Source organism: Herbiconiux liangxiaofengii, assembly GCF_041927335.1.
In the GTDB taxonomy this organism is placed as follows: Bacteria; Actinomycetota; Actinomycetes; order Actinomycetales; family Microbacteriaceae; genus Herbiconiux; species Herbiconiux liangxiaofengii.
In genome coordinates, this window is sequence record NZ_JBHFHD010000010.1 from 141365 (window position 1) to 157145 (window position 15781).

The 15781-nt window shown below is 70.2% G+C and carries 17 protein-coding genes and 1 tRNA gene; 14 read left to right on the top strand and 4 right to left on the bottom strand.

The genetic code is table 11. The features are described 5' to 3' along the window. The first annotated feature begins 154 nt into the window (after positions 1-154). Positions 155-3094, top strand: coding sequence for an Rne/Rng family ribonuclease (locus tag ACEXOR_RS11290; protein WP_374849736.1), 2940 nt, complete (start codon positions 155-157; stop codon positions 3092-3094). Between the two features lie 73 nt (positions 3095-3167). On the opposite strand, the gene ACEXOR_RS11295 is transcribed toward ACEXOR_RS11290, so the two are convergent. After that, positions 3168-3458, bottom strand: a complete 291-nt coding sequence (locus ACEXOR_RS11295) for a DUF4031 domain-containing protein (RefSeq protein ID WP_374849737.1) — start codon at positions 3456-3458, stop codon at positions 3168-3170. 170 nt (positions 3459-3628) lie between these two features. Between ACEXOR_RS11295 and rplU the strand changes: the two genes are divergently transcribed. From rplU to ACEXOR_RS11345, 10 genes are all read left to right on the top strand, one after another. After that, entirely contained in the window at positions 3629-3937 is a 309-nt protein-coding gene (gene rplU, locus ACEXOR_RS11300) for a 50S ribosomal protein L21 (protein ID WP_374849738.1), read from the top strand. 12 nt (positions 3938-3949) lie between these two features. After that, complete coding sequence (rpmA, locus tag ACEXOR_RS11305) at positions 3950-4210, top strand: 50S ribosomal protein L27 (protein WP_374849739.1); 261 nt, start codon at positions 3950-3952, stop codon at positions 4208-4210. Positions 4211-4298: 88 nt separating this feature from the next. Further along, entirely contained in the window at positions 4299-5819 is a 1521-nt protein-coding gene (gene obgE / locus ACEXOR_RS11310) for a GTPase ObgE (RefSeq protein WP_374849740.1), read from the top strand. Beyond that, a complete protein-coding gene (gene proB / locus ACEXOR_RS11315) occupies positions 5816-6655 on the top strand; it encodes a glutamate 5-kinase (RefSeq protein WP_374849741.1) in 840 nt (279 codons plus the stop codon). The genes obgE and proB overlap by 4 nt, the downstream gene beginning before the upstream one ends. Before the next feature lie 10 nt (positions 6656-6665). Continuing rightward, the gene (locus tag ACEXOR_RS11320; RefSeq protein WP_374849742.1) at positions 6666-7982 is read left to right on the top strand and encodes a glutamate-5-semialdehyde dehydrogenase; all 1317 of its coding nucleotides are present in this window, start codon (positions 6666-6668) and stop codon (positions 7980-7982) included. A gap of 47 nt (positions 7983-8029) precedes the next feature. Then, positions 8030-8251: a hypothetical protein gene (locus ACEXOR_RS11325; protein WP_374849743.1), complete on the top strand. Its 222-nt coding sequence runs from the start codon at positions 8030-8032 to the stop codon at positions 8249-8251. Between the two features lie 9 nt (positions 8252-8260). Then, positions 8261-8884 (top strand): nicotinate-nucleotide adenylyltransferase, encoded by a 624-nt coding sequence (gene nadD / locus ACEXOR_RS11330; RefSeq protein WP_374849744.1) that lies wholly within the window; start codon positions 8261-8263, stop codon positions 8882-8884. Beyond that, entirely contained in the window at positions 8881-9810 is a 930-nt protein-coding gene (locus ACEXOR_RS11335) for a hypothetical protein (protein ID WP_374849745.1), read from the top strand. Before nadD ends, ACEXOR_RS11335 begins: the two co-directional genes overlap by 4 nt. A gap of 24 nt (positions 9811-9834) precedes the next feature. Beyond that, positions 9835-10206 carry a ribosome silencing factor gene (rsfS, locus tag ACEXOR_RS11340; protein ID WP_374849746.1) on the top strand — a complete coding sequence of 124 codons (372 nt, stop codon included), beginning with the start codon at positions 9835-9837 and terminating at the stop codon, positions 10204-10206. Positions 10207-10297: 91 nt separating this feature from the next. Continuing rightward, a tRNA-Ala gene (locus ACEXOR_RS11345) sits at positions 10298-10370 on the top strand. Positions 10371-10443: 73 nt separating this feature from the next. Here ACEXOR_RS11345 and ACEXOR_RS11350 read toward each other — a convergent pair. Then, on the bottom strand, positions 10444-11400 hold the full coding sequence (locus tag ACEXOR_RS11350) for a Dyp-type peroxidase (protein ID WP_374849747.1): 957 nt from the start codon (positions 11398-11400) through the stop codon (positions 10444-10446). 113 nt (positions 11401-11513) lie between these two features. Between ACEXOR_RS11350 and ACEXOR_RS11355 the strand changes: the two genes are divergently transcribed. After that, positions 11514-12059, top strand: a complete 546-nt coding sequence (locus tag ACEXOR_RS11355; RefSeq protein ID WP_374849898.1) for a PadR family transcriptional regulator — start codon at positions 11514-11516, stop codon at positions 12057-12059. On the opposite strand, the gene ACEXOR_RS11360 is transcribed toward ACEXOR_RS11355, so the two are convergent. Next, positions 12043-13038 carry an alpha/beta fold hydrolase gene (locus tag ACEXOR_RS11360; RefSeq protein WP_374849748.1) on the bottom strand — a complete coding sequence of 332 codons (996 nt, stop codon included), beginning with the start codon at positions 13036-13038 and terminating at the stop codon, positions 12043-12045. The genes ACEXOR_RS11355 and ACEXOR_RS11360 overlap by 17 nt on opposite strands. A gap of 52 nt (positions 13039-13090) precedes the next feature. Here ACEXOR_RS11360 and ACEXOR_RS11365 point away from each other — a divergent pair, with 52 nt between their 5' ends. Then, a complete protein-coding gene (locus tag ACEXOR_RS11365; protein WP_374849749.1) occupies positions 13091-13816 on the top strand; it encodes a Pr6Pr family membrane protein in 726 nt (241 codons plus the stop codon). Here the strand turns inward: ACEXOR_RS11365 and ACEXOR_RS11370 are convergent. After that, entirely contained in the window at positions 13713-15194 is a 1482-nt protein-coding gene (locus ACEXOR_RS11370; protein WP_374849750.1) for a flavin monoamine oxidase family protein, read from the bottom strand. The two genes, ACEXOR_RS11365 and ACEXOR_RS11370, sit on opposite strands and share 104 nt — an antisense overlap. Positions 15195-15324: 130 nt before the next feature. Between ACEXOR_RS11370 and ACEXOR_RS11375 the strand changes: the two genes are divergently transcribed. After that, positions 15325-15777, top strand: a complete 453-nt coding sequence (locus tag ACEXOR_RS11375; protein WP_374849751.1) for a pilus assembly protein CpaE — start codon at positions 15325-15327, stop codon at positions 15775-15777. Positions 15778-15781: the final 4 nt, after the last annotated feature.

Genomic DNA, 15781 nt, shown 5'->3' on the forward strand with positions numbered 1-15781 from the left:
ACCCCGACACGAAGACAGACAGAGCGACCAGGGCGGCCAGACGGCGGCCCGGCGCATGAGCGAGATCAGCGGAGGCGACGCGCAGGCGGAACTTCGCTCGTGAGAGTACCTGCCGACGGGCGAGAGCCCACGGCTGGCAAGGAGTGCACCAGTGATGGTGGAGAACAATTCACACAACGGCAATTCCCACAACGACAACGACGGTCACGACGTGAACGGCCGCCGCAAGGGCCGCCTCTTCGGCGGCCGGCGGGCGGTGAAGAGAACGGATGCCCCTGCATCCACCCTCTCGGAGTCGGTGACCACCCCCGAACCGACGCCGGCTTCCGAGCCGGCCGCCTCGGTCGAGGTCGACTCCACGGCGCCGACGCCGCCCGATGCCCCCGCGCCCGATGCCCCCGTGCTCGACGCCGGCCCGCACGACGACGAGCCCGGGCTCGCCCCGTTCAGCGCCGCGGGCTCGGCTTTCGCGGCTCCCGCAGCCCCCGAGCGTCCGCGCGCGCTCAGCACCACGTCGTTGTTCTTCCAGGCCCCCGACCTGCCCGACCTGCCGCCGCTGCCCCCGCGCGGCGACCGCGACGGCGGGCGCGACCGTGACCGCGATCCCCGCGACCGCGATCCCCGCGACCGCGATCCCCGCGACCGCGACCCGCGCGACAACCGCGACAACGACGACCAGGCCCCCGAGTCGTCGGTGCGCCGCCGCTCCCGTCGCCGCTCCGGCGAGGAGAACCGCGGCGGTTCCGACGACCCGGCCAACACCGTCATCAAGGTGCGCACCCCGCGCGAGCGCGAACCGCGTGAACGTGAGCCGCGCGAACCCGAGCTCATCACCGAGCCGCAGCGCATCAAGGGCTCCACCCGCCTCGAGGCCAAGAAGCAGCGCCGCCGCGACGGCCGCGACGCCGGCCGCCGCCGCCCCGTGGTCACCGAGGCCGAGTTCCTCGCCCGCCGCGAGGCCGTCGACCGCGTGATGGTGGTGCGCGCCAAGAACGACAAGATCCAGATCGGCGTGCTCGAAGACGGCGTGCTGGTGGAGCACTACGTGGCGAAGGCGCAGGACGCCTCGCTCATCGGCAACGTCTACCTCGGCCGCGTGCAGAACGTGCTGCCGAGCATGGAGGCCGCCTTCGTCGACATCGGGCGCGGCCGCAACGCCGTGCTCTACTCCGGCGAGGTCGACTGGGAGGCCGCCGCCGGCAACAACGAGGGCAAGGGCTCGCAGCCGCGCCGCATCGAACTGGCGCTGAAGTCGGGCGACACCGTGCTGGTGCAGGTCACCAAAGACCCGGTGGGCCACAAGGGCGCCCGGCTCACCAGCCAGGTGAGCCTGCCCGGCCGCTACCTCGTGTACGTGCCCAACGGCTCGATGAACGGCATCTCGCGCAAGCTCCCCGACACCGAGCGCGCCCGTCTGAAGCGCATCCTCAAGGAGGTGCTGCCCGACAACGTCGGCGTCATCGTGCGCACCGCCTCGGAGGGCGCCACCGAGGAGCAGCTCACACTCGACGTCAACCGCCTCACCTCGCAGTGGGCGCACATCAGCGAGCAGGTGGCCAAACAGCAGGCACCGCACCTGCTGCACTCCGAGCCCGATCTTCTGATCAAGATCGTGCGCGACGTCTTCAACGAGGACTTCCACCGCCTGGTCATCTCGGGCGACGACGCGCAGGCCACCATCGAGAGCTACCTCGCGGGGGTCGCCCCCGACCTGCTCGACCGCGTCGAGAAGTACGAGGGCGAGAAAGACGCCTTCGACGAGTACCGCATCTCGGAGCAGATCGAGAAGGCGCTCGACCGCAAGGTCTGGCTGCCCTCGGGCGGTTCGCTCGTGATCGACCGCACCGAGGCCATGACCGTGGTCGACGTGAACACCGGCAAATTCGTCGGGTCGGGCGGCAACCTCGAGGAGACCGTCACCAAGAACAACCTCGAGGCCGCCGAGGAGATCGTGCGGCAGCTCCGGCTCCGCGACATCGGCGGCATCATCGTGGTCGACTTCATCGACATGGTGCTCGAGTCCAACCGCGACCTCGTGCTGCGGCGGCTCGTCGAGTGCCTCAGCCGCGACCGCACCAAGCACCAGGTGGCCGAGGTCACCTCGCTCGGTCTCGTGCAGATGACCCGCAAGAAGCTCGGCCTCGGCCTGCTGGAGTCCTTCAGCGAGGCCTGCGAGGTCTGCGCCGGCCGTGGCGTGATCGTGCACCACGACCCCGTGCTGAAGCACCGCCAGAGCGCTCAGCCGTCCTCCGGGGGCTCCGCGGGGGGCAACCGCGACGGCTCGGGCAACGGCGGCCGTCGTGGCGGCCGTGGTGCCAACGGCAACGGGTCCAACGGCACCGGTCCGACCGGTGGCAACGGCTCCGGCGGATCGTCCACCGGTGGCGCGTCGACCGGCGGCTCCAACGGCAACGGCGTCACCCACGCCATCACCGAGAACGCCAAGAACGCCCTCGCCCAGATCGCGGCGTCCACCATCGCCGCGGCCAAGCACGACGGCGAGCCGGCGACGGATGCGGCGGGTGCGGCACCCGCCGTCGACTCCCACGTCCAGGCTCCGGTCGACGCCCAGGCTCCCGCCGCGGCATCCCTCACCGCCGCTCCGGAGGCCGACGCCGCAGCGCCGGCCCCCGCGTCAGCCGGCCCCTCGGCCGAGAAGGCCGCCGAGCGCTCCAGCTCCCGGCGGCGCAAGTCGCGCCACACCCGGGGTGACTCCGAGCAGGCGCCGGATGCGGCGGGCCCCGCCGATTCCGCGCCCGAGCGCGCCGGCGCGCCGTCCGCCACCACGTCGCCCGAGCCCGCCGTCTCGGCGCAGGCACCCGTGCTGGCGGCCGCCCGTGTCGAGGACGCACCGGCATCCGGAGCACCCGCAGCGGCCGCAGCGGCCGCTCAGGAGCCCGCGATCGCCATTCTCGACATCCCGGTCACGAAGGCTCCGCGAACCCCGCGGGTGAAGCCCGAGGAGGCCTCGCACCTGCTCGACTCGGTGCTCGACGCCCTCCCGGCGCCGAAGCAGCCCGGCCAGGGCCGATCGCGCAGCCGTCGGGTCTCGACCTCGGCCGTGGTCTCGGCCCCGGTCGACACCGCCGAGTAACCCGCCGCCGACCCGTCGCGAAAGCCCGCCCGCAGCCCCTGCCGGCGGGCTTTCGCGACGTGTCGGCGAGGGGTCAGGCGCGGTGCGCGGCGTGCGCAGCGGCGCGGTCGCGACCGCGCACACGGAGACCGCTCCGGCGCAGACGCACCACGAGCTCGCGGTAGCTCACCGGTACGGCGCCCGCCGCCACGAGCGCGTCGTGCTTGTCGGCGGGCACGTCGTAGTGGTCGAGATCGAAGCTCCGGGGCGGCAGACCCGCCCGTTCGGCGAAGGAATGCAACTCGTCCAGCGATTCGTCGCTGACCAGGTGGCCCCAGATGGTACCGTGGGCAGGCCACATCGGCACATCGATCAGCACGGTCATGGAGCGAGTATCCCACCCGCCCCGGTTTGACCGAAATCACTCTGTCGAGTAGGCTTGACCGCTGGTGTGCGTGGAGCATTCCTCCCCAGAACGCCAAGACTTCCAAGCGTCGCAACAACGCTTATGCAGAGTGCGCTTATGAGGGCCCCGAGAAGAGTTAGGTACGTAAATTGGTTTACGCAGTTGTGCGCGCCGGTGGTCGGCAAGAAAAGGTCGAGGTCGGCACTATCGTCACCCTCGATCGAATCAAAGCCGACGAGAACGGCAACATCGAGCTGGCGGCTGTGCTGCTCGTCGACGGTGAGAACATCACCTCCGACGCCACGTCGCTCTCCAAGGTGAAGGTCACCGCCGAGGTCCTCAACGACCTCCGCGGCCCCAAGATCGTCATCCAGAAGTTCAAGAACAAGACCGGCTACAAGAAGCGCCAGGGCCACCGCCAGGAGCTCACCCGCGTCAAGGTCACCGGAATCAAGTAGGGATCAGAAACCATGGCACACAAAAAGGGTGCGAGTTCCACTCGCAACGGTCGTGACTCCAACGCACAGCGTCTGGGTGTCAAGCGCTTCGGTGGCCAGGTCGTCGGAGCGGGCGAGATCATCGTCCGCCAGCGCGGCACCCACTTCCACCCCGGCGTGAACGTCGGCCGTGGCGGAGACGACACGCTGTTCGCCCTCTCGGCGGGCTCGGTCGAGTTCGGTCGCAAGGGTGGCCGCAAGGTCGTCAACATCGTCGCGGCGGCCGCGGAGTAATCCCGCCACCGGCAACACCTTCGCGATGGGCGGGCTTCGGCCCGCCCATCGTCGTTCGCTCAGCAGAAAGATATCGAGGTAACCGCAAATGGTGACTTTCGTCGACCATGTGACCCTCCATCTCAAGGCGGGCAACGGCGGCAACGGATGCGTGTCCGTTCGCCGTGAGAAGTTCAAGCCCCTCGCGGGGCCCGACGGCGGCAACGGCGGGCACGGTGGAGACATCGTGCTGGTCAGTGATTCCCAGACCACCACGCTGCTCGGCTTCCATCGTGCGCCGCACCGGTCCTCGCCCAACGGCGGCCCCGGAATGGGCGACCACCGCGCCGGCGGCAACGGCGAGGAGATCGAGCTCGCCGTTCCGGTGGGCACCGTGGTGAAAGACGCCGAGGGCAACGAGCTCATCGACATGAGCGAGCCGGGCATGCGGTTCGTCGTCGCCGAGGGCGGTCAGGGAGGGCTCGGCAACGCCGCGCTCTCCACCACCAAGCGCAAGGCGCCCGGCTTCGCCCTGCTCGGCACCGACGGCTGGGTGGGCGACGTGCTGCTCGAGCTCAAGACGGTGGCCGACGTGGCTCTCGTGGGCTACCCCTCCGCCGGCAAGTCGAGCCTGGTGGCCGCGATGTCGGCGGCGAAGCCGAAGATCGCCGACTATCCGTTCACCACGCTGCACCCGAACCTCGGCGTGGTCGAGTCCGGTGGCACGCGCTACACCATCGCCGATGTGCCCGGCCTGATCGAGGGCGCGAGCGAGGGCAAGGGCCTGGGCCTGGAGTTCCTGCGTCACGTCGAGCGCTGCAGCGCGCTGCTGCACGTGCTCGACTGCGCCACCCTCGAGCCCGGCCGCGACCCCATCAGCGACCTCGACGTCATCCTGGGCGAACTCGGGGCGTACCCCGTGCCCGAGGGTCAGGTGCCCCTGCTCGAGCGCCCCCAGCTCATCGCCCTGAACAAGATCGACGTGCCGGAGGCCCGCGAGCTGGCCGACTTCGTCACGCCCGAGCTCGAGGCCCGCGGCTACCGCGTGTTCTCCATCTCGACCGCCAGCCACGAGGGGCTGCGTCAGCTCTCCTTCGCGCTGGCCGAGCTGGTGTCGAAGTCCCGGATCGAGGCCGCGGAGAACCCGGCCCCGCAGAAGATCATCCTGCGCCCGCGGGCCGTCGACGAGTCGCGCTTCCACATCGAGGTCGAGGGCGGTACCCACGGCAACGTGTACCGCATCATCGGCCAAAAGCCCGAACGCTGGGTGCAGCAGACCGACTTCACCAACGACGAGGCCGTCGGCTTCCTGGCCGACCGGCTCGCGAAGCTCGGGGTCGAAGACCAGCTGTTCAAGAAGGGTGCCGTCGCCGGCTCCACTGTGGTGATCGGCCGCGGCAACGCGATCGTGTTCGACTGGGAGCCCACCCTCACGTCCACGGCCGAACTGGTCACCGCGCCGCGCGGAACAGACCCGCGTCTGGACGGAGGCCGGCGCCGCACCAACGTGCAGCGCCGCGAGGACTACTTCGACCTGATGGACGCGAAAGCCGAGGCCCGTGCCGAACTCGTGCGCGAGAAGGAAGCGGGCCTGTGGAAGGGCGCGGACGAGGCCGAGGACGCGCAGTGAACCGACGCCGCGTCAGTCGTCGCGACCAGATCCCCGGCGCCCGCCGCGTGGTGGTGAAGGTCGGCTCCTCGTCGATCAGCGGTGACAACGCGGGCCAGATCGAGCCGCTCGTCGACGCCCTCTCGGCCGCGCACGCGCGGGGCACCGAGGTGATCCTGGTGTCGTCGGGCGCCATCGCCACCGGCATGCCGTATCTCGCACTGGACTCTCGACCCACCGATCTGGCCACGCAGCAGGCGGCCGCCGCAGTGGGCCAGAACGTGCTGATCTACCGCTACCAGAACAGCCTGCGTCGCTACGGCATCACGGCAGGCCAGGTGCTGCTCACCGCGGGCGACCTCGAGAACCCCACCCACCGCTCCAACGCCGAGCGCGCGATGGACCGGCTGCTGGGCCTGCGCATCCTGCCGATCGTGAACGAGAACGACACCGTCGCCACCCAGGAGATCCGCTTCGGCGACAACGACCGGCTCGCCGCGCTCGTGTCGCTGCTGGTCGAGGCGGATGCGCTGGTGCTGCTCTCCGACGTCGACGCGCTCTACACGCGCCCGCCGGCCGAGCCCGGGGCGGTGAAGATCGCCGAGGTCCCGCTCGGCGATGATCTCGCGGGCGTGACCTTCGGTGACATCGGGGCCGCGGGCGTGGGCACCGGGGGAGCCGCCACCAAGGTGGGGGCGGCGCGGCTCGCCGCCACCGCCGGCACCGCGGTGCTGGTCACCTCCACCGCTCTCGTGGCCGACGCTCTCTCGGGGCACGACGTCGGAACGTTCTTCGAACCGGCCGCGCCCATGCGCGAACCCCTCGCCAGCGGATCGGTGTCGCTCGTCGACGAGTAGAATTCGCTGCATGCCCGAGGTCACCACCGCTGCCGCCGACGTCACCGTTCCCGACGAGATCATCGCGCCGTCCGAAGGCGGTGACGCCTTCGACCAGACGCTCGCCGCGTCGCGCGCCGCCTCGATCGTGCTCGCGACCGCCACGACCGACGTGAAGAACCGGGCCCTGGAGGCCATCGCCGTCGCCATCGAGTCAGGTGCCGACCAGATCGTGCCGGCCAACGACCTCGACCTCGCCAACGGCCGGGAGAACGGGCTCTCCGTCGCCCTGCAGGACAGACTGAGACTGGGCGCCGAGCGCCTGTCGTCGCTCGCCGGTGCCGTGCGCGAGATCGCGACTCTCACCGACCCGGTCGGGGAGAGCATCCGGGGCCGCAACCTGCCCAATGGAGTGCGCATCGATCAGGTGCGGGTGCCCTTCGGTGTGGTGGGTGTGATCTACGAGGCCCGGCCCAACGTGACCGTCGACATCGCGGCGCTGGCGCTCAAGAGCGGCAACGCCGCTGTGCTGCGCGGCGGGTCGGCGGCAGAGAACACCAACCGGGTGCTGGTGTCGCTCATCCAGGCGGCTCTGGAATCGGTGGGCCTGCCGGCCGCCTCGGTGCAGACCATCGACGAGTTCGGGCGCGAGGGCGCCACCCGCCTGATGCGCGCGCGGGGCGGGGTCGACGTGCTGATCCCGCGGGGGAGCGCCGGTCTCATCCAGGCTGTGGTCACGGAGTCGCAGGTGCCCGTGATCGAGACGGGCGACGGGGTGGTGCACGTCTTCCTCGACGAGTCGGCGAACCCCGAGTGGGCGGTCGACATCGTGCACAACGCCAAGGTGCAGCGCCCCAGCGTGTGCAACGCCCTCGAGACGCTGCTGGTGCACGAGGCGGCCGCGAGCCGCCTGCTGCCGGCGGTTCTGGATCGCCTGCGCGCATCCGGGGTCACCGTGCACGGCGACGAGGCCACCAGGGCGCTCTTCCCCGAGGCGGTCGCAGCCACCGACGACGACTGGGCCACCGAGTACATGAGCCTCGACCTCGCCGTGCGGGTGGTGCGCGACCTCGACGAGGCGATGGAGCACATCCGCCGGTACTCGACGCACCACACCGAATCGATCATCACCAACGACCTCGGCAACGCCGAGCGGTTCCTCAACGAGGTCGACTCCGCCGTGGTGATGGTGAACGCCTCGACGCGGTTCACCGACGGCGGCGAGTTCGGCTTCGGGGCCGAGGTGGGCATCTCCACCCAGAAACTGCACGCCAGGGGCCCGATGGGGCTGCCGGAGCTCACCTCGACGAAGTGGAAGGTGCGGGGGTCGGGCCAGTCGCGCAGTTAGCGGTATCGTAGAGACTGAAGTTCCGTCGAAACATCGTGGGAGAAGCAATGTCTGTTCTGGTGAGCACGCTCGCAGCCGTCAACGAGCCCGTGCAGCTCCCGTTCGCCCCGATCGTGTTCGGCCTGATCGCGGCTGTCATCTTCATCGCGCTCGGCTTCGTCACCTGGAGCTACCGCGACGTGGCGAACCGCCACCCCCAGAAGTCGGCGAAGTTCGCCTCCACCCACGACGTGCACGGCCACGCCGACCGCACGGGTGCGGATCACTAGCCCGCGCAGATGACGAGCGATACGCCCGTCGGCGACCTCGAATCCGGCCGCCGCCCGCGCATCGGCGTGATGGGCGGCACGTTCGACCCCATTCACCACGGTCACCTCGTCGCGGCCAGCGAGGTCGCCACCTCCTTCGAGCTCGACGAAGTGGTCTTCGTTCCGACCGGCCGGCCCTGGCACAAAGAACCGGTGAGTCCCGCTGAGCACCGGTATCTGATGACCGTCATCGCCACGGCGTCGAACCCCAGCTTCACCGTGAGCCGGGTCGACATCGACCGCGGTGGCGTCACCTACACCATCGACACCCTGCGCGACATCAAGGCGGCACACCCCGACGCCGACCTCTTCTTCATCTCCGGTGCCGACGCCATCGCTCAGATCCTGAGCTGGAAAGACGTCGACGGCCTCTGGGATCTCGCCCACTTCGTGGCGGTCTCCCGGCCGGGTCACACCTTCGCGGTTTCGTCTTTGCCGCGCCACGACGTAAGCTATTTGGAAGTTCCTGCGCTTGCGATATCGTCCACTGACTGTCGCGGCCGGGTCGGCCGGGGTTTTCCGGTGTGGTACTTGGTACCCGACGGTGTCGTTCAGTACATCACCAAGCACCACCTATATCGGAGTGTTGAATGAGTTTGTCACACGATGGTCAGCCGCTGACCAGGCGTCAGCTGCGCGAGCTGGAGCGCCAGCGCGCCGCCGCCGAGGAGCAGCCCGCCGCTGAGGTGCGCCCCGACGAGGGCATCGACGAAGACACGATCGTTCCCGAGATCGTCTCCGCCGACGAGGCCGTCGACGACGCCGAGCCCGCCGGTTCGCCCGACCCCGTGATCGAGGTCGTGCCCATGTCCGACCCCGTGCTCGTGCAGAGCCCGCCCGACGAGCCGCAGGCCGACGACACGGCCGAGCACGCCGAGATCGTGCCCAGCACCGATGCCGACCGCGACACCGTGGTCGAGGAGATGGTGATCGACGTCCCTATCGCCGAGACCGTCGATCCCACGCACGAGGCCGCGGCGCACGTCGAGGCCGAGGAACGCCAGGCGGCGAGCGGCCCCGATCTGGCTCCGCTGTTCCAGAGCCCGAGCGAGCGCACCCGCGCCTCCAGCGACGAACTGCCCTCGTCGTTCGACGACCTCATCTCGCTGCGCAACACCGCGGCCACCAACTCGATCTCCACCACCAGCGCACTCGTGCTGCCCTCCGTGCCGGGTTCCGGCGACGTGGGCACGGCGCTGGACGAGACGGGCGAGGTCATCATCACCGGGTCGATCGACCTGCCCAAGAGCTTCGGATCGCTCGGCGCCCCCGCGTCGGGTCTGGAATCCAACGACCTCGACACTCTGCTGGAGCGCTCCGAGGTCGAGTCGGGCGGCTCGGATGTCGCCCCCGTCAGCGCGAGCCGTGCCATCAGCACGAACACCTCCTCGACCTCGCTGATCGCTCCCCCCAAGCGGGCCCGGGCCAACGCCCCGGTCGTGCTGGCCATCACCGCCGGCGTCCTCGCCGTGGGCGTGGTGGGCCTGCTGCTCGCCGTCTTCGTGTTCCAGGCCTTCTGAGCCCGGGCTGATCAGAAAGTCTTCGTGACTGCTTCCACCACTGCCACCGAACTCGCACAGACCGCGGCCCGCGCCGCCGACGACAAGCAGGCCGAGAACCTCGTGGCTCTCGACGTCTCGGGGCCTCTGCCCCTCACCGACGTGTTCCTGCTCGCCTCCGGCCGCAACGAGCGCAACGTGATCGCCATCGCCGAGGAGATCCAGGATCGCCTCGGCGAGGCCGGCGTGAAGACCCTCCGACGCGAGGGGGCCTCAGAGGGGCGGTGGATCCTGCTCGACTTCGGCGACCTCGTGGTGCACGTCTTCCACGAGGAGGACCGCATGTACTACTCCCTGGAACGCCTCTGGAAGGACTGCCCGGTCATTCCGCTCGCGGTCACCGCCGCCGAGGCCTGAGTGGTCACGAACGCTCCGGAGATGTAGTAACCTAGACAAGTTGTTTCCGCCGGAGGCGAAAACAGCGGGCAAGCGATTGCCACCCAGAAATGGGCCCGTGGCGCAGCTGGTAGCGCACCTGCATGGCATGCAGGGGGTCAGGGGTTCGAATCCCCTCGGGTCCACCGAAACAGAAGAACCCCGGTCGCAGAGCGGCCGGGGTTCTTTCGTTCTCAGTCGAGACCGACAGGGCGCCGGTCAGGGCGCCAGCGCCTCCAGCACGTCGTTCGAGGGCACGAAGAACGTCGCGCCCGTCACCGCCGTCGACACGTCCAGGATGCGGTCGTACGAGCCGATCGGGTCGCCCACGAACATTCGGCGGAGCATCTGCTCGATCACCCAGAGCTCGCGGGCGTAGCCGATGAAGTAGGTGCCGAACTCGCCCGCCCCCGGTCGGCCGAACGGCATGTTGTCGCGCAGGATGTCGTGCTCCACCCCGTTGGCGTCGACGATGGTCGCGAGGCCCTTGTGCGAGGTGCGGGTTCCCGGCTCGTCCTCCAGCTCGACGTTGTCGAGCTTGGTACGCCCGATGATGCGCTCCTGCAGCTCCACCGGCAGGGCGTTCCAGGCCGCGAGGTCGTGCAGGTACTTCTGCACGACGACGTAGCTGCCGCCTGCGAAGTCCGCGTCCTCCGAGCCCACCAGCGACGAGCTGGCCATGGCGGTGCCGGTGGGGTTCTCGGTGCCGTCGACGAAGCCGAGCAGGTCGCGTGAGTCGAAGTACCGGAACCCCTGCACCTCGTCGACCACGGTCACGTCGTCGCCCAGCTTGCTCAGCAGCAGCCGCTCGAGTTCGAAGCCGAAGTCGGCCCGCTCGCTCCGGATGTGGAAGAGCAGGTCGCCGGGGGTCGCGACGGCGGTGTGCACCGGCCCCCGCACCTCGACGAAGGGGCGCAACTGCGCCGGCCGTGACGGCTGGCCGAATCGGTCCCAGGCCTCGGAGCCGATGCCCACGTTGCACGAGAGATGCCCGTTGAGATCGCGGAAGCCCACCGCCCGCACGAGTCCGCCGATGTCGGAGACGACGTCGCGAACCCGGTCGGCGGCCTCCTGGCCCGGCGCGATCGTGACGGTGAGGAAGACGGCGGACGTCGACAGCGGCGCATCGACGCTCTGAGGCTGGATAGGGGTACGGTCCCACGGCTCTTCGTGCATGCAGCGATCATATTGGCTTGACCGGTACGATCGGGCGACATATCGTCGACGTATCGCGGTGCTTCGACCGCGATGATCCGAACCGTCAGGAGAGGCGGACGTCCGTGCGCGGCATGCATCACGATCCACGATTCGGCGGCCCCGGCGGCCCCGGTTTCGGCGGCGGCTTCGGCCGAGGCGAGTTCGGTGGAGGTTTCGGTCCGCGCGGTGGCCGTGGCGGCCGGGCGGGGCGAGGCGACGTTCGAGCCGCCATCCTGTCGCTGCTCGTCGACGCGCCCTCGAACGGCTATGGCCTGATCAAGGCCATCGCCGAGAAGACCGGGGGAGTGTGGCGCCCGAGCCCCGGCTCGATCTACCCCACCCTGCAGCAGCTGGTCGACGAAGACCTGATCGTGTCGACCGGCGAGGGTCGGCGCACCCGGTTCGAGCTCACCGAGTCGGGCGCGGCCTACGTGGCCGAGCACGCTGAGGAGCTCGACCGCGCCTGGGAGGTGACGGCGGGCCGTTCGGCGGCCGACGCCGAGCTGTTCGAGAGCGTCACGAAGCTGATGGGCGTGCTGCACCAGTTCCGCACGGCGGCCTCGGAGGAACAGCGGGTGCAGGCCGCCGGCAAGGTCGACGAGCTCCGGCGAGCCCTCTACCTCATTCTCGCCGACTGACGGCGCAGCCGATCAGCCCGTTCTTGCCGTAGCCCCTCCGCGCGGCCTTCAGAGCTGCGAGCACAGTGGCCGGAGCCTCGATGTGGGCGAAGTGACCGGCCGCAGCCACCTCGGTGATGCCGAGGCCGGGAACGAGTTCGGTCATCCGCTGGTCGTCGTCTGCGGAGACGAACACGTCGCGTGCCCCGCGCACCGAGTACACCGGACAGCGGATGCCCGACCAGCGACCGAGGTCATAGGCCGCGGCGGCACGCGCGGCGGCGGCGAACGACTCCGGCCTGACCTCGCGGGCGAGGGTGGCCAGAACCTCGCCCGGCACGTTCGAGGGCCGGGCGAACAGGGGCGCCACCACCGGCTTCAGCAGCCCCAGCCGCCCCAGTGCGGTGAGCAGAACGGATGCGGCGCCGCCGCCGGGTGCGAACGCCCGCATCACCGCCCGCAGCCCCGCGAACCCCGGCATCCTGACCAGGCCGACGACCGGATGCCGTGCCGCCTCGACCACTGCGGGCCCGGTGGGCGACACCAGGCTCACCGACTCGGTGCGCGCCGGCTCGGCGACAGCGAGGTGCAGGGCGATGAAACCGCCCATCGAGTGCCCCAGCAGATGCCAGGAGTGGTAGCCTAAGGCGCTCACGGCGTCTCGGACGACACCGGCGTACGCTTCGACGCTCACCGCTGACCGTCCGTTGGAGAGCGGGCGATCCGGGAACGGCGACTCGCCCCAGCCCGGAAGATCGACCAGCACGAGGTCGGCGGGCCGGGAGCCCGCGGCGTCGGCGGCCTGGAGCAGCGGCGTCCACGTCGTCCACGACCCCGCGGCTCCGTGCAGCAGCACGGTCGCCGGCCCGGAGGTGCGCCGGGGGCTGACGTGCAGCACCACAGGCCCCACCCTGGTGGGCACGACCACCCGGCGCAGGCCAGCAGTCGCGGGATCGTGGACGAGTCCATAGGGAGCGTAGGGCTCGAGGTCATCCTTCACGCGTCGTGTTCGGAGCCGCGCCGGGATCGGATTGGCCGAGCGACTAGCGTAGATGCCGACCGGACGCCCCGGCCGCCTGCAGACGACGATCGGAGCCCGCGTGCACCGTGTCTTCGCGTGGCTGCGACTCGCACTGGCGGCCGTGGGCGTGGTGGCCCTGGTGTTCGATCTCGACTACACGCTGGGCTTCAGCACGTTCTCCACCGTCAACTACTTCCTGTACTTCACGTTCCAGAGCAATCTGGTGAACATCGGGGTGCTCATCGCCTCGAGCATGCTCGCCCTCCGGCGGCCGGGGCGCGGGGGAGCCGTCTTCAGCACCTTCCGCGGCATCGTCACCACCTACGTCATCGTGTCGGGGATCGTCTTCGGCACCATCGTCTCGCAGGCCTCGAGCCACCAGTACCGCATCGAGGTGCCCTGGTCGAGCCAGCTGCTGCACTTCTGGATCCCGTCGCTGCTCATCCTGGACTGGATCGTCGGTGTGGGCCGGCCGCGGCTGCTCTGGCGGACGGTGCCGATCTCGCTGGGCTTCCCGATCGTGTGGGGGGTGTTCACCCTCGTCCGCGGGTCGATCGTGGGCTGGTACCCCTACTTCTTCCTCGACCCCGACCAGGTGACGCCGCTCGAGTTCGCGTTCTACTCCGGGATCGCGCTGGCCCTGTTCGCCGGCATCACGGCACTGCTGGTGTGGGTGAGCCGGTGGCGGCCGGTGCTGCCGCGTCGACCCAGGGTTCCAGCGTCGCCAGCGCGGCCCGCACGAACTCGTCGTCGCTGAGGGCGGCGCCCACCGGCACGTCGTCGGCCGCGGAGAGACCGATCAGGATCGGCTGGCCCGTGAGCGGCAGGAGGTTGATCCACTGCGCCACCACCGACGTGTCGCCGATCACCGAGAGCACCGTGGCCTCGGTCGACCAGAACGGCTCGTCGAAGCGCAGCCAGAGCTGCTCCAGTTCGCCGACGCCGAGAGCGTCGATCGACTGCACCAGTGAGTCGGGCAGGGGAGGGTCGAACTCGATGGCCTCCGCCTGCAGCACGCCGAGAGGCACCGTCACGATCACCCGGTCGACCTTGAGCGACTCCCCGCGGCCGAGTCGCAGATTCACGCCGTCGTCGTCGTGGCCGATGCGGATGACCGTGCTCGACAGCAGGACGTCGAGCCCGTCGAGGGCGTCGGAGACCACCGCGTCGAGCCCGCCCACCACGAGCCGCCTGGTGGTCTCGGGGTCGGTGTCCGCACCGGATGACGGTGCCGGCTCCGCCGCGGACGCGGGCACGCCGTAGCTCGCCGAGAGTTCGAACGAGCTCGCGCCCGTGGCGACGGCCACGGCCGTGTCGACGTAATGGGCGATCCGGTCGGCAGGGGAGACTCCGTCGGCATCCGGCTGGGTCGACACCGCGTCGGCGCCCGAGGCCGACAGGGCGGAGGCGAGCGAGCTGTCGGCTTCCTGGGCTCGCGCCCAGCCGATGGCCGCCGCCACCGCATCCGGCCCCACGGTGCTCGACGGATCGAGCCCGCCCTTGGTCGTGCGCACCTCGGAGGTGGCGTCGAGCGTGAGCGTGTCGACGTCGGAGGCGGTGAGCAGGTCGTCGAGGCCGGAGCCCTGGACGCTCGCGGCCCCCAGTTCGACCGGGAAGGGCCAGCTGTCGTCGTCGCGGGTGAGGATGCGGCCGCCGATGCGGTCGCGGCCCTCGATCACCACCACGTCGAAACCCGCGTCGGCCAGGGCGCGAGCCGCCAGGGCTCCGGCGAGCCCGGCGCCCACCACGGCGACGCGGTCGCCCTCGTCGGAGACGGCGGCGATCCGCTCGGCGGCCTCGGTGCCCGAGCCGGCCGCCCCCTGCAGGGTGCCGGGATGCTCGCCGTCGACCGCCTCTCCGGCAAAGGCCACGCGGCCTCCGACGGTCTCGCGGAGGGCTGCACGGTCGGCCGGGTTCGCGCCGACCGGTGTGCTGCTGAACGAGCCGAGCGAGAACGGATCGGTCGACCAGGCGCTCCGGAAGAAACCCGCCGGGCGGGGGACCGGCGACGGCACCGCAGCCGTGGGAGCCACGGTGGGGGCGGGCCGGGGCGGCTGCGGCGTGCACGCGGCCAGAGCGGCGAGCGAGACGGCCGAGAGGGCGCCCGCGAGGAAGACGCGTCGCTCGATTGCCACAATCTGCCGTGCCGTTTCTGCCCGGGTGGACCCGTGCCGTCGCTTCAACGTTAGCGCTCGGCCGTCGATCATGCTCGGTCGAAGCGATCCACCCGTGCCGACCTCGCGGCATCGCTGTAATGATGGGGGGATGATCTCCATCGTGCTCGCCCGGGCCCTGCGCACCGCTGGGCTCCGCTGGCACCCCCGCTCGGGCGACGGTTTCGTGATCGAGTCGGTGGAGGCCGGAGACGAGGTGTACACGGTGAGTGAGATGACCGCCGAGGTGCACGAGCATCCCGGGGGCACCCTGATCGGGTTCAACGGCACCACGGAGTGGGCACTGGACTCCGTCGACCTCGGGGACACGCTGTGGCTGCCCCGGGAGGAACAGCTCCGCGAGCTGCTGCGCGACGGTTTCGTGTCGCTCGTCGCCGAGCGCCTCGACGACGAGGTGCTCTACCTCGTGACCGCGATCATCCGGGGCGAACCGCGTACGTTCGAGGCGCTCTCGGCAGCCGATGCCTACGGCGAGGCCGTGCTCGACTTGATCGTGCGCAGTCTCGTGGCCGACGATCAGGCGGAGTCGGAGCCATCGTCATAGGCTG